This window comes from Sphingomonas pseudosanguinis (assembly GCF_052056765.1).
Taxonomy (GTDB): Bacteria; Pseudomonadota; Alphaproteobacteria; order Sphingomonadales; family Sphingomonadaceae; genus Sphingomonas; species Sphingomonas pseudosanguinis.
Genome location: NZ_CP189888.1, coordinates 2,301,427 through 2,322,904, shown reverse-complemented (window position 1 = coordinate 2,322,904; position 21,478 = coordinate 2,301,427). Strand labels below are relative to the sequence as shown.

Below are 21,478 nucleotides of genomic sequence, written 5' to 3'. Positions count from 1 at the left end.
GGGGCTTGCTTCGGCCGAGACATGGTCGTCACACTTCGACGAGGGCAGGTCGCCTCGGCCTTGCGCGTCAATGGACCCATTCGGGGTCGGTGGTGAAGACGATGGTCAGCCACAAGTCCGGGCTGTCATGGCCCAGCGCCTGGCCGATCTCGTCGCGCAGCGCGTCCCATTCCTCCAGGCGGCGTGCCGGCCAGTGGCGCGGCACGATGAAGTTCAGCTCGATCTGGATGCCGCGCCCGACCCGCGCGACGAAGGCGCGATGGCCCAGAAAGCCGTGTGCGGCATCGATCCTGTCCGCCACATCCTCGACCTGCACCCGCAGGTCATAGGGGGTGACGAGCAGGATTTCGGACAGCGCTTTGCGCACGCTGGCGATCGGCACGGGGATGATGACGATACAGATGATCAGCAGCGCGACCGGATCGATATAGGGGGTCATCCACGCCCAGCGGCCGCCGTCGATCGCATGGCCGACGACGAAAGAGGCGAACAGCGATCCGCTGAGCGCCGCCGTCATGCCCCAGGAGCGCGCGTCCATCGCCACGAACTCCGACCCGATCGACCGGTTGGCCCGGCGTACGTAGAACGCCATCCCCAGGTCGATGATCAGGCTGATCCCCGTATAGATCAGAACCGCGCCGAACGAGGGCGCATGGCCGCCGCCCAGGATGATGCGGGTCGCATCCAGCATCGCATAGAGCGCCGCGCCGGTCAGGAGCATGCCGTTCACCCCCAGCACGATCGGCTCGAGATGCCAGAAGCCCATGGTGAAGCGCTTGCTATAGCTCTGGCCCATCGCGTCGGCCGCATTCGACGCCGCGATCAGCCGCGCGACCATCAGCGCCAGCCCGGTCATCACCGCATCGATCAGGCCGTACACACCGTCGAACATGATCGCCGACGACCCCGCGATCAGGCCGATCACCGCGCCGAGCACGGCCATCAGGAACGTCACCGCGATGGAGAGGCGTAAGATTCCCTGTTCTGTCTGCATGTCCCTGTGTCCCGATCCCTCGCGCCGCATAACCAATACGGATGCGTAATGGTGCCATGCCAATCGGGGTTTCGAGTACGGGATGCGGTCTTTCCCGCAAAAAGAAAGCGGCCCGCCCCGTGGGGGGCGAGCCGCCTCATGCCGTTCGGAACCGGTGCCGCGTATCAGCGGGCGCTGGTCTCGATGCCGGCGCCGGTCGCGCCCTTGGCTTCGTAGGTGCTGAACGACACCGGGCCGTTGCCGGTGAAGCCGGTCACGCGGTGGCCCTTCACGACGAAGCGGAACGCCTCGCCGCCGGGATAGCGATGGCCTTCGATGACCGGGTGGCCGTTGTCGACCGACCGGGTGTAGACATAGGTGCTGCCTTCGTGAACGAAGCGCTGCTCGCCCTCGGCGGCGACGGCACCGAAGGTCGGAATGGCGGCGACGACGGTGGCGGCCAGGATCAGAATGGTCTTGCGCATGATCGAAACTCCCGCATTGTGCGTTGAGCCGGATCAGGTCCTCTCGCGCGTTTGCCCGCGCTTTCAACTTTCGTCCGACAATTTATTGCGGTGCAGCATGGCCGGCAACTGCAAAGGCCTGTGCCGCGATTGCAGTGGGCGCATCCGTCCCCGTCGTCCGTCTCGAACAGGGGCCAAGCATGATTTGAAGCGGCGCGCCGATGTCGCTAAAGCGCAACGCTTTGCTACCCCGATCGGACGATGTGATGACCCTCTACACCCGCTTTGCCGCGCATATCGATGCGGCGCTGGACACGCTGGTCGCCGCCGGCACGCTGCCCGGCGGGCTGGATCGCCGCAACGTCACGGTCGAGCCGCCGCGCGACGCCAGCCATGGCGACCTCGCCACCAACGCCGCGATGGTGCTGGCCAAGCCCGCCGGCACCAATCCGCGCGCGCTGGCCGAGGCGATCGCCGCCGAGCTGGGCAAGCTGGACGAAGTGGAGAGCGTCTCGGTCGCGGGGCCGGGCTTCCTCAACATGCGGCTGACCGAGGCGGCGTGGCGTGACGAACTGGCCGCGATCCCGCAGGCGGGCGGCGATTATGGCCGTTCGGCGCGTGGGCAGGGTGTGACCGTCAATATCGAATATGTCTCGGCCAATCCGACGGGGCCGATGCATATGGGCCATTGCCGCGGCGCGGTGGTGGGCGACGCGCTCGCCACGCTGTTGGAGTTCGCGGGCCATAAGGTCATCCGCGAATATTATGTCAACGACGCCGGCGGCCAGGTCGATGTGCTCGCCCGCTCGGCGCACCTGCGCTACCGCGAGGCGCTGGGCGCGACGATCGAAATTCCCGAAGGCCTGTATCCGGGCGAGTATCTGAAGCCGATCGGTGCCGAACTCGCCGCCGAATATGGCGACAAGTACGTTGATGCGCCCGAGAGCGAATGGCTGATCCTGTTCCGCACCCGCGCGGTCGAGGCGATGATGGCGATGATCCGCGAGGATCTGGCGCTGCTCGGCATCCATCACGACCTCTTCTCCTCCGAAGCCGAGTTGCAGGCGGCGGGCAAGCCCGAGGCGGCCGAGGCCGAGCTGCGCTCGCGCGGCCTGGTCTATGACGGCGTGCTGGAGGCCCCCAAGGGCGAGACGCCCGAGGACTGGGAGCCGGTTGAACTGCCGCTGTTCCGCTCCAGCCAGTTCGGCGACGACCAGGATCGGCCGATCAAGAAGTCGAACGGCGCCTGGACCTATTTCGGCGCCGACCTGGCCTATCACTATCAGAAGGCGCAGAGTGCCGATCAGCTAATCGACATCTGGGGCGCCGACCATGCCGGCACCGTCAAGCGCATCGTCGCGGCGGTCGAGGCGCTGACCGGTGGCAAGACCAAGTTCGACGTGAAGCTCGTCCAGATGGTCCGCCTGCTGCGCGGCGGCGAGCCGGTGAAGATGTCGAAGCGCGCGGGCAATTTCGTGACGCTGGCCGATGTCGTGCGCGAGGTCGGCAAGGACGTCGTGCGCTTTACCATGCTGACGCGGCGGTCGGACGCGCAGATGGATTTCGACTTCGCCAAGGTGGTCGAGGCATCGAAGGACAATCCTGTCTTCTACGTGCAGTACGCCCATGCCCGCATCGCCTCGCTCAAGCGTCGCGCCGCCGAGGCGGGGATTGCGGGCGGCGCGGCCGATCTGGCGCTGCTCGACGCCGAGGATCTGGCGCTGGTGAAGCTGGCCGCACAGTTCCCGCGCATCGTCGAGACGGCGGCCGCCGCGCGCGAACCCCATCGTATCGCATTCTATCTCTACGACCTGGCGGCGGCCTTCCATGCCGCCTGGAATGTCGGCAATGATCGCCCCGATCGCCGCTTCCTGATCGCCGAAGACGCCGCCGTCACCACCGCGCGTCTTTTCCTGGCCGATGGGATCGGGCAAATCATTCGTAACGGTCTGGCGCTAATGGGCGTCGAGGCTGTGTCGGAGATGAAGTGATGGCGGACGAGATGGACCTGCGCGGATATGACCGGCCCGAGGAGGATCGCCTTCCCTGGCTGGAGACGGTCGAGCCCGACGAACCTGAGGGCGTCGGCATCGGCAAGGTCGTGGCGCTGGTCATCATCGGCCTGGCGATCCTGGCCGCGATCGGCTTCGGCTTCTACAAATGGCAGGCGAGCCGCGCCGCAAGCGACGGTGACGGTGACGGTGCGCTGATCGCCGCGCCCGAGGGCGATTACAAGGTGCGTCCGGCCGATCCCGGCGGGCTGAAGGTCAAGGGCGAGGGCGATACCGCCATCGCTACCAGTGCGGGCAAGACCGGCGGCACCGGCGCGATCGATCTGCGCGCCGTGCCCGAAGCGCCGATGAACGGCACCCGCGTCGTCCAGAAGCCGAGCGAACCCAATGGCGGCCGCAACGCCGTGGCACAAGTGCCCGAATCTGGCGGCAAGCTGGTCGCGCCCGCCCCGGTGACCGCCGCACGGCCCGCGCCGGCCGCCCCTTCGGGCAGCGGTTCGATGGTCCAGTTGGGCGCCTATCCCAGCGAGGCCTCGGCCAATGCGGCCTGGGATCGTTTTTCGAAGCGCTTCTCCTATGTCGCGGCGCTGGGCAAAGTGGTCCAGCCGGTCGCGTCGAACGGCAAGACGCTCTACCGCCTGCGCGTCAACACCGGCAGCGCCAACCAGGCCGCCGATATTTGCGGCCGCCTGCGCGTCGCGGGCGAGGCCTGCTTCGTCGCCAGCTGATCGATCACACCCCCGGTGCTGGCGCGCCGGGGGCCGGAGCCTGCCATGATCCCCGTCATTTTCGGCCTGTCGGGCCCGGTGCTCACCCCCGAGGAACGGGCGTTCTTCGCCTCGGTCGAACCGGCGGGCTATATCCTGTTCAAGCGCAACATCGTCGATCGGGCGCAGCTGCGCGCGCTGACCGACGACCTTCGCGCGCTGGCGGGGCGTGACGATCTGGCGATCCTGATCGATCAGGAAGGGGGCCGTGTCGCCCGCATGGGGCCGCCCGAATGGCCGGCCTTCCCCGCCGGGCCCGCCTTCGCCGAACTCTATGCCATCGCGCCGATGTCGGCCATCCAGGCGATGCGCGCCAATGGCCAGGCGCTGGGCCTGATGCTGCGCGAGGTCGGCATCACCGTCGATTGCGCGCCGCTGCTCGATGTCGCGCAGGCCGACACCACCGAGGCGATCGCATGCCGGGCTTACGGCGCGGAGCCGATGCAGGTCGCGGCGCTCGGGCGCGCGATGCTGGAGGGGCTGGCGGCGGCGGGTGTCGTCGGCGTGGTCAAGCACATGCCCGGCCATGGTCGGGCGCTGGTCGACTCGCACCATCTGCTCCCCACCGTTACCGCGAGCGAGGCGGAGCTGGTGGTCGACCTCGAACCCTTCCGCACGCTGGCCGCCGCACCGATGGGCATGACCAGCCATATCGTCTTCGAGGCGTGGGACGCCGAGCGCCCCGCCACGCTGTCGCCGGTCGTGATCGAGGACATCATCCGCCGGCGGATCGGCTTCGATGGTCTGTTGATGACCGACGACATCGACATGAAGGCGCTGAGCGGCACTGCCGGCGAGAAGGCGGCAGGTGCGCTGGCGGCGGGGTGCGACCTCGTGCTCGATTGTTGGGCGCGGATGGACGAGATGGTCGAGATCGCGGGCCGCGTGCCTGCAATCACCGAGGCGGCGCGGGTACGGCTCGATCGGGCCATGGCCAGTGTCGGAGCAGTGGAGGGCGACTTCGCCGACCTGATCGCCCGGCGCGACGCGCTCCTCGCACTGGCGGATTGAATCCCAAATCCTCCCCGGCACGGGGAGGTGGCAGGGCGTAGCCCTGACGGAGGGGGGGCTTCCCCATAGGACATCCCAAGTGGCGATCCCCCTCCACCATGCTCCGCATGGTCCCCCTCCCCTTACAGGGGAGGAATAAGGGTCATTGCTCGACGAACAGCCGTAGCACATTCTGCACGAAATTTTCCCGCACCACCGGGTCGTCCCAATCCGTCATCGTCATCGACCGCATCATCAGCGGCATCGCGACCGCCCCCAGGAGCAGGCTGACGTATACCGCCGGATCACGTCCCGGCCGGGCGGGACCGTGCGCCTCTGCCACGATCGGCAGCATGGCTGCACGGTACACCTCCCACATCCGCGCGATCACATAGTCGCGTCGCACGCCCGGCCGGGAAATCTGGTCGATGAAGAACCGGCCCAGATCGGGCAGCTCCAGGTTCAGCCGCACAAACGCCTCGACCGCACCGGCCAGCCGGTCCCGCGCCGGTGCGTCGGGGCCTTGCGCGACATTCGCGAACATGTCCTCCAGCCGGCGCGAGACATCGTCGACGATCGCCTGCCACAGCCCCATCTTGCCGTCATAGCGCCGGGCGATCAGCGCGGCGTCGACCCCGGCCGCCTCCGCGACCTGACGCAAATGGGTCCCCTCCCAACCATGCTGGGCAAAGGCGGCAACGGCCGCGTCAAGGATCTGACGGGGATCGGGACCTTCCTCTTTACGCGGACGCCCTCGGGTGCGGCGGGTGATCATGGTCGTCATGGCACGCGCGGATAAATCAACCAGCGATGATTTAAAAGGTCGTCGTCGGTCGGGCGGGCCGGCGCGTCTCGCCTTCGGAACCGATCGTCGCTAAGCTGCGCGGCGATGACGGGGGAACAGCTGACGCTTGATCTGGACGGGTGGGAGGGGCCGCTCGATCTTCTGCTGTCGCTGGCCCGGTCGCAAAAGGTCGATCTGCGCCAGATTTCGATCCTCGCGCTGGTCGAGCAATATCTCCGCTTCGTCGACCGCGCGGGGCGGATGCAGCTGGAGCTGGCGGCCGATTATCTCGTGATGGCGGCATGGCTCGCCTATCTCAAATCCGCGCTGCTGCTGCCGCGTCAGCCCGAGGAGGAGCCCGACCCCGAGGAACTGGCGCTGCGCCTGCAACTCCGGCTCGAACGGCTGGCGGCGATGCGCGAGGCGGGCGCGCGGCTGATGGCGCGAGATCGGCTGGGTCGCGATGTCTTCGCACGCGGCGCGCCCGAGGGGCTGGCCGTGCAGCGCAAGGCGCTGTGGCAGGCCGAACTCTATGACCTGATCTCCGCTTATGGCCGGATCAACGCACGCACCCGCCCGGTCATGCATGTCGTCGCCGATCGACAGGTGATGACGCTGGAGGCCGCGCTGGAGCGGGTGTCGATGCTGGTGGGAGCCCGCGTCGACTGGTCGGCGATCGAGACCTTCCTGCCCGATGGCAGCGAGCGGCTGCGGCGCTCGGCGCTCGCCTCCAGTTTCCTGGCGGTGCTGGAACTGGCGCGGCAGGGCAAGGTCGAACTGCGACAGGCCGAACCCTTCGCGCCGCTGTTCGTGCGTCAGCCGGCATGAGCGAGATCGACCCGATAGTCCGCGCGGTCGAGGCCGTGCTGTTCGCCTCGACCGAGCCGATGGGGATCGATTCGATCCGCGCCTATGTCGCGGATACCGACAATGCCGCCATCCGCGCCGCACTCGACATGTTGGAGGCGCAGTATCGCGGCCGGGGCATCGCGCTCGTCCGGCGCGGCGATCGCTGGCATTTCCAGACCGCGCCCGATCTGGCGCATCTGCTGCGCCGTGATCGCGAAGAAGCGCGCCGCCTGTCGCGCGCCGGGATCGAGACGCTGGCGATCATCGCCTATCACGAACCCGTCAGCCGCGCCGAGATCGAGGCGATCCGCGGCGTCGCCATCTCCAAGGGCACGCTCGACGTGTTGATGGAGGCGGGATGGGTCCGCCCCGCCGGCCGCCGCGAGGTGCCGGGGCGGCCGCTGATCTATGCGACGACGCCCGCCTTCCTCCAGCATTTCGGGCTGACCAGCCGCCGCGACCTGCCGGGGCTGGAAGACCTGCGCGCCGCCGGGCTGCTCGATCCGGTCGACCTCGCTCTCGAAAAACTGGATGACGAGGCGGATAACGCGGCATCGGCGGCGTCGGACGGCGAATGAGCTTTCCTTTGCGTCACCGCTACGTCACAATGCGCAGGCACGGCTCCGCATCCCTGATCGGGGCTCGTCCGCATCGCTCGACCATTGCCGCTGGCGATGCCAAGGCCTAGATAGACCATAGATTCCCAGGAGACGTGCCATGGGCAGCTTCAGCCCGATCCACCTTCTTGTCCTCGCCATCGTCGCCATCCTGCTGCTCGGCGGCGGCCGCTTCTCGAACCTGATGGGCGATGTCGCCAAGGGCGTGAAGAACTTCAAGAAGGGCATGGCCGAGGAAGACGAAAAGCCTGCCAAGCCCTCCGCCCGTATCGAGGCGCAGAAGTCGGCCGAGCCCGCCTTCGACCGCGATGGCGAGCGCGTGCGCGACGATCGCTGATCCGGTTTCCCAGCTAGCACCGGATTTCCATGTTCAACATCGACTCGAGCGAGTTCCTGCTCGTCGCCATCGTGGCGCTCGTCGTCATCGGTCCCAAGGACCTGCCCAAGGCGATGCGCGTCGTCGGTTACTGGGTGGGCAAGGCGCGTGGCGTCTCGCGCCAGTTCCGCCAGGGCTTCGACAATATGGTGCGCGAGGCCGAACTGGAGGAGATGGAGAAGCGCTGGGCGGCGGAGAATGAGCGGATCATGCGCGAGCATGCCGCCGATGCGCCCCCGGCGGTGAACGATCCGGCGCCGGCCCCGACCCCGACCCCGACCCCGACCTCGCCGGCTTTGGTCGATCATTCGCCGGACCATGGCTCGGCGACCGCTACGCAGCATGACGATCAGAGCGACCGACCGATGATGGTCGAAAAGCCCGTCGTCGGCCCCGCGCCGGTCGATCCTCACACGCCCCGCCCCAATGAGGGCGCCGCATCGTGAGCGAGCATGACGAAATCGACGCCAGCCGCGCGCCTTTGCTCGAACATCTGATCGAGCTGCGTCGGCGGCTGCTCTATTGCATCGTCGCGATCGGCATCGCCTTTGGCGTGTCGATGTACTTCTCGGAGGCGATTTTCGGCTTCCTGGCCAAGCCGCTATTGGCGGCGGGGCAGGGCACCGTCATTTATACCGAGATTTTCGAGGCGTTCTTCGTTCAGGTGAAGGTCGCCTTCTTCGCCGCGATGATGATCGCCTTTCCGGTGATCGCCAATCAGCTCTGGCAGTTCGTGGCGCCGGGGCTGTACCGCAAGGAAAAGAAGGCGCTGCTGCCCTTCCTGTTGGCGACGCCGGTGCTGTTCCTGATGGGCGCGGCGATGGCCTATTATATCGCCATCCCGATGGCGCTGCACTTCCTGCTGGGCTTTGACGGCATGGTCGGCGGCGTGAAGCGCGAGGCGCTGCCGGCGATCGGCAACTACCTGTCCTTCGTGATGCAGTTCCTGTTCGCCTTCGGTCTGGCCTTCCTGCTGCCGGTGCTGCTGATGCTGCTGGAGCGGGCCGGGATCGTCACCCGCAAGCAGCTGATCGGCGCACGGCGCTATGCGATCGTGGCGGCGACCGCGATCGCGGCGGTGCTGACCCCGCCCGACCTGATGTCGCAGGTGCTGCTCGCGGTGCCGCTGATCATCCTCTACGAACTGGCGATCATCGGCATCTGGTTTACCGAACGCAGTCGGGCGAAGCAGGTCGACACGGAAGAGGCGGACGCTGACGCGGTCGCGTGATCGGGTTTGTGGGTTGGGTTGAAGGGGCCTCGGCGAAAGCCGGGGCCCTTTTTCGTTGGGGCGGGGCGTGGCCTTCGACTTCGCTCAGGCTGAACGGACGTTGGAGCTGGCCCCGATCCTCCACCGCCGTTCAGCCTGAATGGGCGTGTAGCTGGCCCCGATCCTCCACCGCCGTTCAGCCTGAATGGGCGTGTAGCTGGCCCCGATCCTCCACCGCTGATCAGCCTGGACGGGCATTGTAGTTGGCCTCGATCCCCCACCGCCGTTCAACCTGAGCGAAGTCGAAGGCCAAGGGAATCCCCGCATGCCAAGACGCGAAAAAGGCCCCGGCGGAAACTGCCGGAGCCTTTGAAACGCATTCAGCCGGGTGACGGGCTTACTTGGCGTCGTTGGCCGTCTTGGCGACCGTGTTGCCAGCCGAGCTGACGTCGCGGCCAACGCCCTCGACCGTGTTGCAAGCGCTGACCAGCAGCGCGCCGGCGACGATGGCCAGACCCATGAGCTTGCGCATTCCGTGTCTCCTTTTGACAAAACTCGTCCCTGCCGAATGCACGGCAAACGGTTTCGTTCCGGCTGTGTCACGGACAAGTGCGGCGATGTGGGGAGAAATGATTAAGGCCTGGAAGCATCACCGGGGGGGGGAGGGTGGATGCTTCCAGGCCTATGTCTTGGACAGCGAGAGCGGGGGGGCATAAGTTCGCTATCCGAAGATCAAAACCCACTGCGCGGGCATGGGTTCCAGCGAATTTGCGCAACTGCGAATCTTTTTCGTGGAGGCAGATAGGGCTGACGTTCACCCGTTTCGCCCCAGGCAAGGGGAGGTGGCAGGCCGACAGGTCTGACGGGGGCGTTTAAGAGATCGGCCGCACTCACGAGGGGGATACCTCTCACACGCCTTCCGATAACCCCCTTACGGGGAAGGAAAGATAAGAGGGGCGGCCCGAGTGTCGATCCGCCCCAGGCGGTCAATCGCGTCCGACGATCGAAATCGCGATCTCATAGGCGCCGGTCAGCGGATCGTGATGCAGCGGCGCGCGCAGCTGGCGGGCCAATCCTTCCATCACGCGGCCATAGCGCTTGCCGATCAGCTCGCGCAGTCGATCGGTTTCGACCAGTGCGCGCGATACGACGCGAACGACCGCGCGGCCTTCATCCTCGGCCGGCTTGATCGCGACGCGGATCTGTGCGGCGGGATCGCAGTTCATCGCCAGCTCCAGCGTCTCGGTGACCAGGAAGGCGACCGCGACCGCGACGTCCTGGTTGACGAGCAGCGGCGCGACGTCGAGCGAGATGCCGATGCCCGAGGCGCCCTCGGGCGCGGTGGCGCGGATATTGGCGGCCAGTTCGCCGATCATCGTCCGCAGGTTCAGCCCGCGATTGTCCTCAAGCTCGGCGAAATGATGGCGGTGGACGACCGCCAGCGCATCGACGCGCCGCTGGATCGAGGAATAGGCGGCCATCGCCTCGGGACCGGTCGCGCCGCGCGCGTGGAAGTTGATCAGGCTGGAGATGACCTGAAGATTGTTCTTCACGCGGTGATGGACTTCGCGCGTCAGCTTGGTCTGGCGGACCAGGCCGTCGGCCAGCCCGGCCTCGTGCGTGGCGACGGTCTGGGTGATCGCTTCGAAGGTTTCGGCGAGATCGCGGATTTCCTGCGCGGGCGCGGCCTCGACCTGCGAGATGTCGAGCGTCTCGCCCGGCTGATAGGCGGCGACGATGCCGCGCAGCTGACGCAAGGGGCGGATCAGCAGGCGATCGACGACGATCCAGCCGATCAGCACGGCGGCCAGCCACATCAGCAGCGGCAGCGCGAGCGCGACGATCAGCGAGGAGGTGATCGGGGCGCTGGGTGCCGAGGTGCGCAACACCAGCCCGGCGACGCCGAGTTCGGTGCGCATCGTCTTCATCCGCTCCAGCGGACCCTGGCTTGCGAGCCTTTCGATCGAGAGTGATTCGCCGTCCAGCTCCATCACGCTTTCGATCGGCGTGCTGTGGCTGTTCTGGTCGACCAGCGAGCGGAGGAAGGCCAGCGGGAAGAAGGCGCGCGCCTGCGCACGGCCGTCATGGCTGGCGACCGAGAGGACGAGCCCCTGGCCGGGCAACAGGTCCGCGCCGATCGGCGACCCGTCGACAGGCGTCGGCAGCGCGGCGGGCAGCGGATCGCCGCACAGCGTGCGTCCGGCGCGGTCGGTGATCAGGAAGCGCGCGCCGGTCATCGACTGCTGGGCGAAGACGCCCTGCGCGCGTGCACAGCTGGGGGCGTCGAGCGGGTCCTGCCCGAGCGCGCGGACCGCGACGCGCAGCGCGGTCATGTCACCCATCAGCTCGGTGGCGATGGCGCGCGCGTCTTCGTTGGCGGCGATGCGCAGTCGACCGCTCGCCTCGCTGTCGGCGAGACGGGTCGTCTGCAAGGTGGCGAAAACCGCGATCGCGGCCAGCACAAACAGGGTGCTGCCGAGAACCAGCACCAATCGGGCGCCGGTGGTCAGCCGCGGGGAGGGGGGGCGGACGCGCTCGGTCGGTTCGACATCAGCGGATTGGGGAGGCGTGCTGTCCATGCAGCCGGACGTCAGTCCAGCTTGCTGAGAAGGTCAAGCATCTCGTCTGGGATTTGTTCGTCGACGGTCTTCTGATACGCTTGGCGCAGGGCCGAGCCCGCATCTTTCTCCACACCCTTTTGCGGCGTCGGGGAAGGCGTCTTCTTCGTCTTGTTGCCCAAACTCAAAATATCCCCCTGCATGACCCACTAGCGGGGCAACCGACGCAATGGCAGGCCCGGGCGCCGCCGTCGGCGAAACGCCAAAGCCATAGTTGATGTGCCGATGAAACCAAATTCGATCTTGTTGGTTCCCGCAGAGATACGAAAATTCCATATGGGTGTGATCGCTCACGGCGCCGCATTCGGGATTTCCGGTAACGGCATTGAAAACGGCTGCGGGGCCCAGCACATGAGTACCCGCGAACACCTCAGGGAGTGATTATTACCCATGTCGCTTGGACAGCAGCTTGCGCCCCATCTTCCCTTTCTGCGGCGCTATGGCCGGGCCCTGACCGGCAGCCAGATGCACGGCGACAAATATGTTCGCGCGACGCTGGAGGCGATCGTCGCGGCACCGGACCAGTTCCCGCGCGACGTCGATCCGCGTCTTGGCCTGTACCGCATGTTCCAGGGCATCTGGTCGTCGGCCAATTATGACGAGCTGGACAATGACGGCGTCGATGCCGACGGCAACGAGGGCGTGGCACGCGCGCGTCTGGCCCGGATGACGCCGCTGTCGCGCCAAGCGCTGCTGCTGACCGCGATGGAAGGCTTCACCCCCGAGGACGCGGCCTATCTGATCGACGTCGAGCCGAGCGAGGTCGAGAACCTCGTCTCCGAGGCGCTGGCCGAGATCGAGAAGCAGACCCGTGCGCGCGTGCTGATCATCGAGGACGAGCCGATCATCGCGATGGATATCGAGACGATCGTGCGCGACCTGGGCCATGAAGTGACCGGCGTCGCCGTGACCCGCGACGAGGCGGTCGCGCTGGCGATGGAGGATCGTCCGGGCCTGGTGCTCGCCGACATCCAGCTGGCCGACGACAGCTCGGGCATCGATGCGGTCAAGGACATCCTGGCCGAGTTCGAGGTGCCGGTGATCTTCATCACCGCCTTCCCCGAGCGTCTGCTGACCGGCGAGCGGCCCGAGCCGACCTTCCTGATCACCAAGCCGTTCCAGCGGTCGACGGTGAAGGCGGCGATCAGCCAGGCGCTGTTCTTCGATCAGAGCACGGTCCCGGCGGAGTAAGCACGGGCAAAAGAATTTCGGTTACGGACCCAAAACGGTTTGGAGGCGTTAGGCTGACATGGTTGATCCCCAGAAACCCATCCATGTCAGCAAGCAGGACGCCCGGGCAGGATCGACGCCGCACGTCACGCGGTACATCCTGCCCATATCGTTGGTGCTGGTGATCGTGATCTTTGCCTATCTGGTGCTGCGCTGACGCAGGGAGCCTTGAATAAATCTCGGGCTTGGCTGGCCAATGCCATTCAGCCGTCTTACATTTTGAGCCGACCGCCGGGACGGTCGACTCCGACGATCGGATTTTCATGACGCAGCCACTGACGCGGGACGAAATCGAGGCCGACGCACCCGTCGAGCACGTCGCCCTGCCCGATTCCGAGTTCAAGTCCGAGCTGGCGCGTGTCATTCCCCATCTTCGCGCCTTTGGCCGCTCGCTGTCGGGCAGCCGCGATCTGGCCGACGATCTGGTTCAGGAGACGCTGCTGAAGGCCTGGGCAGCGCGCAAGCGCTTCCAGGCGGGCACCAACATGCGCGCCTGGACCTTCATCATCCTGCGCAACCTCTATCTCTCGCAGATGCGCCGCGCGCGCTTCAAGGGCGAGTGGGACGATCTGGTCGCCGACCGCATCCTCGCGGCGCCCGCCAGCCAGGACCGCCATGTCGAGCTCGGCGATATGCAGCGTGCGCTGATGCATCTGCCCCAGCCACAGCGCGAGGCGCTGATCCTCGTCGGCGCGGGCGGCTTCGCCTATGAGGAAGCCGCCGAAATCTGCAACGTCGCGGTCGGTACGATCAAGAGCCGCGTCGCACGCGGCCGCGTCGCGCTGGAGGCGATTCTGACCGAAGGGTCGCTGCCCTCGCGCCGTCTGCATGAAACGGACAGCAGCAAGACCGCGCTGGACAGCATCATGGGCGATGTCGACCAGTTGAGCGGCGGGCGCTAACAGTCTCCCGTCATTATTGATCTTCTCCAGCGGCCGCCCCGGTATCGATCGGGGCGGCTGTTTTGTCATGGCCGGATGCGCGTTGACAGGTGGCGCGAGATCCTGCCCGATCGCGCCATGCGGATATTGACCCTCACCCTTGCGGCCTTCCTGACGATGGCGGCAACGCCGCCGGTGCCGGACGTTTTGAAACCCTATATCAAGGGCGATCGCTTCGAACCGGGCGATTACGGATGGATGAAGGGGCGGTTTGCAGACGCGTCGCCCGAGGAGAAGGCGCAAGCTGCCGCGATTCAAGCATGGATTATGGCGTGTTACGCGTCCGACCTGGCCGAAATACGTGCCGAACTTCGCGCGCTGGGCATCACCGATCCCGAGCTGAACAATACGACCATTCGCAATCCGTTATGTGCTCAGGTCACGTCGGCACCGGATGTCACGTACTGGCGGACGTTCGACGCGTTCCAGCGTTCGGTCGAAAAGGCAGCGCCGCTCGCCGATACCTATTTGCTGGCGGTGAACACCGCGAAGGCATCGAGCGCGTCGCGCACGTCCGCCTTGCATGATCTGCTGGCGGCGCGCCCGGTGGCGGAACAGATGCTGCGTTATGCCATGACTTGGGGTGACGCCGATATGGCCGACGCTCCACGGGTTTCCGACGATGTCCGTGCCGTGATCCTGTCACGCATCTCGATCATCGCGGCCGTGGAGGATTATCGGAATGGCGAATGGCTCAAATCGCTGATCGCCGAGAAGGGGTGGCCGAAGCAGTCCGAGGTCGGCGAGGCCGGAGCGGCTGCGGCCTGGCTGCTGGCCCAACATGCCGATGCCGATCCGGCGCTCCAGCTACGCGTGTTGCGCGCGATGGAACCGCTGCTGGCGAGTGGCGAGGTGGCGAAGGATAAGTACGCGTATCTGTACGATCGCATCATGCTGAAGATCACGGGCAAGCAGCGTTATGGGACACAGGCGATGTGTGCCAAGGGCAAGCGCACCCCCCAACCCCTTGAAGATAGCGGATCGGTCGATCTGCGGCGGGCGGAGGTAGGGCTGCCACCCCTGGCGAGCTATATCGCGATGATGGATACCCATTCGGGGTCCTGCTCCGCCCAATCCTAGGCAAAGCTGACGTCAGGAAGGCCGCGACCGCCGATCCAGTCGCGCCAGCAACTTTACCCATTGATCGGGCAGGCGCAGCGGGCGCGAGAACGCCGAACGCAGCGCGCAGCCGATATTGTCCGTGCGCTGTGGCGCGCGGACGATATGGACGTCGCTGTTGCCGTGTTCGGTGCTCATCATGTTTCTATAACGGGTGAGGGATTGACAAGTTTCTAAAATTATGAAGCGGTGGTATTAAGCCTTTCTAAAGCCTTTGTCCTGCGCGCGTCGGCCGATTAGGAATGGGCAATGATCGCCACGCCCCCTACCGCCCTGATCGACGCCGTCACCCGCGCGCGCGCCTATTCGCCTTTCCTGGGGATGCTGCTCGACCGGGAGCCGGGGATCGAGGCGGCGGCGCGGGAGGGGCGCTTGCCCGATCCGCCGCTGCTCGACCCCGATCTGCCGACGGGCGTGGCCCTGCGGCGCGAACGGCGGGCCTTGGCGTTGACGGTGGCGCTGGGGGATTTGTCGAGGGTCTATGACCTGACGGCGGTGACGCGGCGGCTGACCGACTTCGCCGATGCCGCGCTCGACCGGGCGATCCGCGCCGCGATCCTGGAGCGCACGCCCGATGCCGAGCCGGTCGGTTTCGCCGCGATCGCACTGGGCAAGCAGGGCAGTCGCGAGCTCAATTATTCCTCGGACATCGATCCCATCCTGATCTTCGATCCGCTGACCTTGCCGCGCCGTCCGCGCGAGGAGCCCGAGGACGCAGCGGTGCGGATCGGCAAGCGGGTGGTCGAACTGCTCCAGGCGCGTGACGGCGAGGGCTATGTGCTGCGCGTCGACTTGCGACTGCGGCCCTCGCCCGAGGCGACGCCGATCGCGATTCCCGTCGAAGGCGCGATCGCCTATTATGAGAGCCAGGCGCTGACCTGGGAGCGCGCGGCCTTCATCAAGGCGCGCGCGGCGGCGGGGGATATGGCGCTCGGGCAGCGGTTCCTCGATGCGATCCGGCCTTTCGTCTGGCGACGTGCGCTCGACTTCGGCGCGGTCGGCGAAATCCGCGACCTGACCCGGCGCATCCGCGACCATCATGCACAGGGCCAGGCGCTGGGGCCGGGCTATGACCTGAAGCGCGGGCGCGGCGGCATTCGCGAGATCGAGTTCTTCGCGCAGATCCACCAGCTGATCCATGGCGGCCGTGACCCGGCGCTACGGGTGCCGGCGACGCGCGACGCGCTGACCCGGCTGGCCGAGGCCGGGCGGATCGATGCGGGCGATGCGGCGGCGCTCTGCGCGGCCTATGAGACGCTGCGCACCATCGAGCACCGGGTGCAGATGATCGACGATCGCCAGACTCACCAGCTGCCCAAGGGCGACGGGCTGGACCGGGTTGCGCATCTGCACGGGATGGCGGACGGCGCGGCGTTGGTGGCGATGCTGGCACCGGTGACCGAGCAGGTCGGTCGGCTCTATGACGCGCTCGACGCCGATGAGCGGCCGCGCCTGCCGCATGATCCGGTGTTGCTCCACGCGCGACTGGAGGCGGCGGGGCTGCGAGACATCGAGGCGGCGGCGCGGCGGATCGCGGCCTGGCGTGGCGGCGATTACCCCGCGCTGCGCAGCGCGGCGGCGCGCGAGGCGCTGGATGCCGTCCTGCCGACCCTGGTCGAGGCGTTGGGGGAGGCCCCCGATCCCGATGCCGCGCTGCTGAAGCTCGATTCGCTGTTCGAGCGGATCACGAGTGCGATCAACATCTTCCGCCTGCTGGAAGCGCGGCCCGCGCTGGCGCATCTGACGGTCGCGATCCTCAGCCACGCCGCGCCACTCGCCGCCGAACTGGCGCGGCGTCCCGCGTTGCTTGACGGGTTGATCGACGCCTCCGCTTTCGAGCCCTTGCCGGCGGTCCGCTTCCTCGATCGGGCGATGCGCGGTGGCGAGGCGGGGCAGGATTATCAGGACCGGCTCGACCATGTCCGCCGGGTGGTCGGCGAGCTCCGCTTCGCGCTGGGCGCACAGATCGTGGCGGGGCGCGCCGATCCGCTGGAGGTGGCGGGCGGCTATGCGCGGGTGGCGGAGGCGGCGATCGGCGTGCTGGCGCAGGCGACGGTCGAGGAATTCACCGCCGCGCATGGCCGGGTGCCCAACAGCGAGCTGATCATCCTGGCGCTCGGCCGGATGGGCGGCGCGGCGCTGACCCACGCCTCCGACCTCGACCTCGTCTATCTGTTCACTGGCGATTTTGCGGCCGAGTCCGATGGCCCCAAGCCGCTCGGCGCGACGCTTTATTACAATCGTCTGGCGCAGCGGGTGACGGCGGCGCTGTCGGTGCCGACCCAGGCGGGGCCGCTCTATCCGGTCGACACCCGACTGCGGCCCTCGGGCACGCAAGGTCCGCTGGTCGTGTCGATCGAGAGTTTCGCACGTTATCAACGCGAAGACGCCTGGACTTGGGAGCATATGGCACTCACCCGCGCACGGCCGGTCTTCGGGTCGGAACGGGCGCGGGCCTCGGTCGCCGCGATCATCGCCGAGGTGCTGGACGGCGCCCGCCCGCCCCGCGACATCGCGACCGAAGCGGGCGAGATGCGGGCCGAGATGGCGCGGCACAAGCCGCCGCAGGGGCCGCTCGACGTCAAGCTGCTGCCCGGTGGTCTGGTCGATCTGGAGTTCGCGGTGCACCGGACCCAACTGATCGCGCGGACCGGGTTCGACCCCGATCTGGGACGTGCCATCGCGCTGCTGGTCGAGCGAGGGCTGATGCCCGCTGGCATGGCGCAGGCGCATGACGTGCTGACTCGCGCGCTCGTCGCCTTCCGCCTGCTGATCCCCGATGGGCAGGAGCCGGCACCGGCCACCCGCCCGCTGATCGCACGCGCCATGGGCGTGGCCGACTGGGACGCGGTGGTTGAAACGCTGGAAGCGACGCGACAGGAGGTGACGCGGGTCTGGCAAGGAGAGTGAGCGATGGAACAGGGTGATGCGATCCCGGCGGTGACGGTGACGACCCCGGATGGCGGCGCGCTGGCACTCGGCGATCTGGCGGGGCCGCTCGTCGTCTATTTCTACCCCAAGGACGACACCAGCGGCTGCACGCGCGAGGCGCAGGACTTCACCGCGCTGGCGGGGGATTTCCGCGCGGCGGGCGTGCGGGTCATCGGCATTTCCAAGGACAGCCCCGCCAAGCATCAGAAGTTCGCGGCGAAATATGACCTGACGGTCGAGCTCGCCAGCGACGAGGATGGTGCGGCGTGCGAGGCGTTCGGCGTCTGGGGCGAGAAGAAGCTGTACGGCAAGACCTATATGGGCATCGAGCGCGCGACCTTCCTGTTCGATCGCGAAGGCCGGTTGGCGACCAGCTGGCGCAAGGTGAAGGTGCCCGGCCATGCGCAAGCCGTGCTGGAGGCGGCGCGCACGCTTTGACGACGATCGCCCAGGCCTGCGCGGACGTTCTGCGCGAGAGCGATCCGCTGACCAAGGTCCGGCGGGCGCGGGCGGTCGCGCGCGCCTGGCGGCGTGGCACGCTGGCGCATGAATTCGACACGGCCATGCCCGATGCGCCGGGACGGCCCGCGCGTCCCGAATTGCTGCCCCCCAACCGCATGCCCAAGCGCGGACGCGGGGGATCGGAAAAGGGACGGATCGCGCTCCTCCATGCGCTGGCGCATATCGAGTTCGCCGCGATCGACCTGGCCTTCGATGCCGCCGGGCGATTCGGCGCGCAATTCCCGCGCACCTTCGTTGACGACTGGATTTCGGTCGGCGCCGATGAGGCGATGCATTTCGCCGTGCTCCACCGGCGGCTGCGCACGCTGGGGTCGGGTTATGGCGAGTTGCCCGCCCATGCCGGCCTGTGGGAAGCGGCGGAGGAAACCGCGCATGACGCCATGGCGCGGCTGGCCGTCGTGCCGATGGTCTTGGAGGCGCGCGGGCTGGACGTGACGCCCGAAACGGTGGCCCGCTTCAAGGCGGGGGGCGACGAAGCCTCGGCGCGCATCCTCCACCGCATCTATACCGACGAGATTCGCCATGTCGGATTCGGCGCGAAATGGTTCGGCTATCTGGCCGCCGGGCAGGACATCGACCCGGCGGAACAGTGGCGGATGCTGGTCCGCCGCCATTTCCGGGGCGTCGTTAAGCCACCGTTCAACGACTCGGCGCGCGCGACAGCCGGTTTGACGCGAGACTTCTATGCGCCTCTTGCCGACATGGAACCCGAACAGGCACAAGCTGACCGTCTGTAACGCGGTGGGGCTGCGAAACAGGATTGGATGGACGAAAGCCGGCAATCCCGACTGTGGGGGCGCTCGGCAGCAAGGTGTCGGGGTTCGATGAAGCAGCTTGTGATTTCGGGTAAATCGATTGCCTCGCGTCTTCGGACTCTCTGTTTCACCACTGCCATTATCGGCCTGGGCACGCAGGGCGCATTCGCGGCCTCCTCGCCCGCACCGGCCCCCAAGGCGCCGCATCAGGGCTCGGCAGCGGTCGGCGGCGAGTTCATCCCCGCCAGCAGCACCGAGGCATCCGCCGACTTCCGCGCCGACCAGCAGTTCCGCACGCTGTTCCAAAGTTGGAAGAAGATGGACGGGGTCCAGAAGGGCGTGATCGCCATTCCCTCGGTCCAGCCGGTCGACAAGCTCCAGTTCACCAGCAATTTCGGCATCCGCTCCGACCCGTTCCGCGGCACCGCCGCGATGCATGCCGGCGTCGACATTCCCGGCCCCATCGGCACCCCCATCTACGCCACCGCCGACGGCATCGTCAGCCATTCGGGCTGGCAGGGCGGCTATGGCAACCTGGTCGAGATCAACCATGGCAAGGGCATCGCGACCCGCTATGGCCATCTGTCGAAGCTGCTGGTGGCCGATGGCGCCAAGGTGACGCGCGGACAGTTGATCGCGCTGATGGGCTCGACCGGCCGTTCGACTGGCTCGCACCTCCATTATGAGGTCCGCATGGACGGCCATGCCGTCAATCCCGTGCCGTTCCTGACCACCGGCGACTATCTGATGGCGTCGCAGGACCACAGCATCCACCAGATCCCGGTCTCGACCGACGGCCCCGCCGCGCAGGACTGATCGCGGCACCAGTCCAGGCTGGCGCATGGGATTGCCGCCCGCCGCGCCCGCGCCTATCTGAGCCATATGGCCACCAGCATTTCCGAAATCGCGCTGACCCCGGCCGCTGCGGCTCGCGTCGCGGCGATTGCCGAGCGGCAGAACAAGCCCGCCATCCTGCGTCTCTCGGTCGAAGGCGGCGGCTGTTCGGGCTTTCAATATAAATTCGGGCTGGCCGACACGCCCGCCGATGACGACATGATCGCCGAGACCGATGGCGTCCGGCTGGTCGTCGACAGCATCAGCCTGGACCTCGTTCGCGGCGCGCAGGTCGATTATGTCGAATCGCTGGGCGGCGCTGCCTTCCGCGTGACCAATCCCAACGCGGCTTCGGGCTGCGGTTGCGGCACCAGCTTCGCGGTCTGACGTGAAGATCACCACCTACAACATCAACGGGATCAAGGCCCGTCTGCCGCGCCTGCTCGAATATCTGGCAGAGGCGGATGCCGATATCGTCTGTCTTCAGGAACTGAAGACCAGCGACGAGACCTTCCCGGCGGCGGACATCGAGGCGGCGGGATACGGCGTCGTCTGGCACGGCCAGAAGAGTTGGAACGGCGTCGCCGTATTGGCGCGCGGCACCCAGCCAGTCGAGCGGCAGCGCGGTCTCGCCGGCGAGATCGAGGACGAGCATAGCCGCTATCTCGAATGTGAGGTCAACGGCCTGGTCGTGGCCTCGCTCTATCTGCCCAATGGCAATCCCTGTCCCGGCCCGAAGTTCGATTACAAGCTGCGCTGGATGGAACGGCTGGCGGCGCGGGCACGCGAATTGCTGGCGGAGGAAGTGCCGGCGGTGCTGGCGGGCGATTATAACGTCATTCCCCATGACGACGACACCTTCTCGGTGCCCGCCATGGCCAGCGATGCGCTGATGCAGCCCGAGAGCCGTCAGGCTTATCGCCGGCTGCTGGCGCAGGGGTGGACCGACTCGCTGCGCACCCGCGCGCCCAAGGGCGGGGTGTGGACCTTCTGGGACTATCAGGCGGGCTCCTGGCAGCGTGATGCCGGGTTCCGGATCGATCACCTGCTGCTCAGCCCGCAGGCGGCGGACAAGCTGGTCGATACCGGTGTCGACAAAAGCTATCGCGGGCGGGAAAAGGCCAGCGACCATGCACCGACCTGGGTGAAATTGCGCGACGCCTGAGGGGCTTAGGCGTGTACTCATCCCTCCCCTTTAGGGGAGGGGCCGGGGGTGGGGCGCTTCCACCAGCTTGTGGCTTATGGTGAGGCCCCACCCCAACCCCTCCCCTGAAGGAGAGGGGCTTTGAAGCGCCGATCCAATATCCGACCTCAGGTCTGAAACCTCCACGGCATTGAAAAATGCCGTCGTTGGTAGCCCGGCCGTTCGGGTCATCCGCCCATCATTGGCGCAACAACCCAATGATTGGGTGATCTCACCACCCTCTAAAAAGCGAAAATCACGCAAATACAGCGTCCTAACTGTATGGCATGACTAATGCAGTAA

General features: G+C 66.8%; 25 protein-coding genes. 18 read left to right on the top strand and 7 right to left on the bottom strand.

Annotated features, from left to right (window positions below; all coding sequences use genetic code 11):
• Window positions 1–67 precede the first annotated feature (67 nt).
• Together ACQHGV_RS10420 and ACQHGV_RS10415 are read right to left on the bottom strand one after the other, a co-directional pair.
• On the bottom strand, window positions 68–994 hold the full coding sequence (locus ACQHGV_RS10420) for a cation diffusion facilitator family transporter (RefSeq protein ID WP_440978140.1): 927 nt from the start codon (window positions 992–994) through the stop codon (window positions 68–70).
• Window positions 995–1,158: 164 nt separating this feature from the next.
• Window positions 1,159–1,458, bottom strand: a complete 300-nt coding sequence (locus ACQHGV_RS10415) for a hypothetical protein (protein WP_440978139.1) — start codon at window positions 1,456–1,458, stop codon at window positions 1,159–1,161.
• Between the two features lie 245 nt (window positions 1,459–1,703).
• Between ACQHGV_RS10415 and argS the strand changes: the two genes are divergently transcribed.
• Genes argS through nagZ form a run of 3 tightly spaced genes read left to right on the top strand, consistent with a single transcriptional unit; the run spans window position 1,704 to window position 5,227 of the window.
• Window positions 1,704–3,428 carry an arginine--tRNA ligase gene (gene argS / locus ACQHGV_RS10410; RefSeq protein WP_440978138.1) on the top strand — a complete coding sequence of 575 codons (1,725 nt, stop codon included), beginning with the start codon at window positions 1,704–1,706 and terminating at the stop codon, window positions 3,426–3,428.
• On the top strand, window positions 3,428–4,177 hold the full coding sequence (locus ACQHGV_RS10405; RefSeq protein ID WP_440978137.1) for an SPOR domain-containing protein: 750 nt from the start codon (window positions 3,428–3,430) through the stop codon (window positions 4,175–4,177). Before argS ends, ACQHGV_RS10405 begins: the two co-directional genes overlap by 1 nt.
• A 45-nt stretch (window positions 4,178–4,222) precedes the next feature.
• Window positions 4,223–5,227, top strand: a complete 1,005-nt coding sequence (gene nagZ / locus ACQHGV_RS10400) for a beta-N-acetylhexosaminidase (RefSeq protein WP_440978136.1) — start codon at window positions 4,223–4,225, stop codon at window positions 5,225–5,227.
• Window positions 5,228–5,369: 142 nt separating this feature from the next.
• On the opposite strand, the gene ACQHGV_RS10395 is transcribed toward nagZ, so the two are convergent.
• Window positions 5,370–5,990, bottom strand: coding sequence for a TetR/AcrR family transcriptional regulator (locus ACQHGV_RS10395; protein WP_440978135.1), 621 nt, complete (start codon window positions 5,988–5,990; stop codon window positions 5,370–5,372).
• A gap of 105 nt (window positions 5,991–6,095) precedes the next feature.
• Between ACQHGV_RS10395 and ACQHGV_RS10390 the strand changes: the two genes are divergently transcribed.
• From ACQHGV_RS10390 to tatC, 5 genes are all read left to right on the top strand, one after another.
• Window positions 6,096–6,818, top strand: coding sequence for a segregation and condensation protein A (locus ACQHGV_RS10390; RefSeq protein ID WP_183951708.1), 723 nt, complete (start codon window positions 6,096–6,098; stop codon window positions 6,816–6,818).
• A complete protein-coding gene (gene scpB / locus ACQHGV_RS10385; protein ID WP_440978134.1) occupies window positions 6,815–7,417 on the top strand; it encodes an SMC-Scp complex subunit ScpB in 603 nt (200 codons plus the stop codon). The genes ACQHGV_RS10390 and scpB overlap by 4 nt, the downstream gene beginning before the upstream one ends.
• Window positions 7,418–7,556: 139 nt before the next feature.
• Window positions 7,557–7,793 (top strand): Sec-independent protein translocase subunit TatA, encoded by a 237-nt coding sequence (locus tag ACQHGV_RS10380; RefSeq protein WP_007405493.1) that lies wholly within the window; start codon window positions 7,557–7,559, stop codon window positions 7,791–7,793.
• Between the two features lie 29 nt (window positions 7,794–7,822).
• Window positions 7,823–8,278, top strand: coding sequence for a Sec-independent protein translocase protein TatB (gene tatB / locus ACQHGV_RS10375; RefSeq protein ID WP_440978133.1), 456 nt, complete (start codon window positions 7,823–7,825; stop codon window positions 8,276–8,278).
• On the top strand, window positions 8,275–9,063 hold the full coding sequence (gene tatC / locus ACQHGV_RS10370; protein WP_440978132.1) for a twin-arginine translocase subunit TatC: 789 nt from the start codon (window positions 8,275–8,277) through the stop codon (window positions 9,061–9,063). The genes tatB and tatC overlap by 4 nt, the downstream gene beginning before the upstream one ends.
• Before the next feature lie 376 nt (window positions 9,064–9,439).
• Here tatC and ACQHGV_RS10365 read toward each other — a convergent pair whose 3' ends face one another.
• The 3 genes from ACQHGV_RS10365 to ACQHGV_RS10355 form a co-directional block, all read right to left on the bottom strand.
• Window positions 9,440–9,574, bottom strand: coding sequence for an entericidin A/B family lipoprotein (locus tag ACQHGV_RS10365; protein WP_056434194.1), 135 nt, complete (start codon window positions 9,572–9,574; stop codon window positions 9,440–9,442).
• A 454-nt stretch (window positions 9,575–10,028) separates the two neighbouring features.
• Window positions 10,029–11,621, bottom strand: a complete 1,593-nt coding sequence (locus ACQHGV_RS10360; RefSeq protein ID WP_183951703.1) for a sensor histidine kinase — start codon at window positions 11,619–11,621, stop codon at window positions 10,029–10,031.
• Between the two features lie 11 nt (window positions 11,622–11,632).
• Window positions 11,633–11,803 (bottom strand): NepR family anti-sigma factor, encoded by a 171-nt coding sequence (locus ACQHGV_RS10355; protein WP_240456184.1) that lies wholly within the window; start codon window positions 11,801–11,803, stop codon window positions 11,633–11,635.
• A gap of 247 nt (window positions 11,804–12,050) precedes the next feature.
• On the opposite strand from ACQHGV_RS10355, the gene ACQHGV_RS10350 reads away from it, so the two are divergent.
• From ACQHGV_RS10350 to ACQHGV_RS10335, 4 genes are all read left to right on the top strand, one after another.
• Entirely contained in the window at window positions 12,051–12,851 is an 801-nt protein-coding gene (locus ACQHGV_RS10350; protein ID WP_183951702.1) for a response regulator, read from the top strand.
• Window positions 12,852–12,909: 58 nt separating this feature from the next.
• Window positions 12,910–13,047, top strand: coding sequence for a hypothetical protein (locus ACQHGV_RS10345; RefSeq protein WP_183951701.1), 138 nt, complete (start codon window positions 12,910–12,912; stop codon window positions 13,045–13,047).
• 106 nt (window positions 13,048–13,153) lie between these two features.
• Window positions 13,154–13,792: a sigma-70 family RNA polymerase sigma factor gene (locus ACQHGV_RS10340; protein WP_409788111.1), complete on the top strand. Its 639-nt coding sequence runs from the start codon at window positions 13,154–13,156 to the stop codon at window positions 13,790–13,792.
• Between the two features lie 75 nt (window positions 13,793–13,867).
• Window positions 13,868–14,911: a DUF6624 domain-containing protein gene (locus tag ACQHGV_RS10335; protein ID WP_440978131.1), complete on the top strand. Its 1,044-nt coding sequence runs from the start codon at window positions 13,868–13,870 to the stop codon at window positions 14,909–14,911.
• A gap of 12 nt (window positions 14,912–14,923) precedes the next feature.
• Here the strand turns inward: ACQHGV_RS10335 and ACQHGV_RS10330 are convergent, their stop codons facing one another.
• A complete protein-coding gene (locus ACQHGV_RS10330) occupies window positions 14,924–15,091 on the bottom strand; it encodes a hypothetical protein (RefSeq protein WP_440978130.1) in 168 nt (55 codons plus the stop codon).
• 108 nt (window positions 15,092–15,199) lie between these two features.
• Between ACQHGV_RS10330 and ACQHGV_RS10325 the strand changes: the two genes are divergently transcribed.
• The 6 genes from ACQHGV_RS10325 (at window position 15,200) to xth (ending at window position 21,157) form a co-directional block, all read left to right on the top strand.
• On the top strand, window positions 15,200–17,860 hold the full coding sequence (locus ACQHGV_RS10325) for a bifunctional [glutamine synthetase] adenylyltransferase/[glutamine synthetase]-adenylyl-L-tyrosine phosphorylase (RefSeq protein ID WP_440978129.1): 2,661 nt from the start codon (window positions 15,200–15,202) through the stop codon (window positions 17,858–17,860).
• Window positions 17,861–17,863: 3 nt separating this feature from the next.
• Window positions 17,864–18,319: a peroxiredoxin gene (locus ACQHGV_RS10320; RefSeq protein WP_440978128.1), complete on the top strand. Its 456-nt coding sequence runs from the start codon at window positions 17,864–17,866 to the stop codon at window positions 18,317–18,319.
• Window positions 18,316–19,140: a ferritin-like domain-containing protein gene (locus tag ACQHGV_RS10315; RefSeq protein WP_440978127.1), complete on the top strand. Its 825-nt coding sequence runs from the start codon at window positions 18,316–18,318 to the stop codon at window positions 19,138–19,140. The genes ACQHGV_RS10320 and ACQHGV_RS10315 overlap by 4 nt, the downstream gene beginning before the upstream one ends.
• An 87-nt stretch (window positions 19,141–19,227) precedes the next feature.
• On the top strand, window positions 19,228–19,974 hold the full coding sequence (locus ACQHGV_RS10310) for a M23 family metallopeptidase (RefSeq protein WP_183951692.1): 747 nt from the start codon (window positions 19,228–19,230) through the stop codon (window positions 19,972–19,974).
• A gap of 66 nt (window positions 19,975–20,040) precedes the next feature.
• Complete coding sequence (gene erpA, locus ACQHGV_RS10305) at window positions 20,041–20,379, top strand: iron-sulfur cluster insertion protein ErpA (protein ID WP_183951691.1); 339 nt, start codon at window positions 20,041–20,043, stop codon at window positions 20,377–20,379.
• 1 nt (window position 20,380) lies between these two features.
• Window positions 20,381–21,157, top strand: a complete 777-nt coding sequence (gene xth / locus ACQHGV_RS10300) for an exodeoxyribonuclease III (RefSeq protein ID WP_440978126.1) — start codon at window positions 20,381–20,383, stop codon at window positions 21,155–21,157.
• Window positions 21,158–21,478 lie beyond the last annotated feature (321 nt).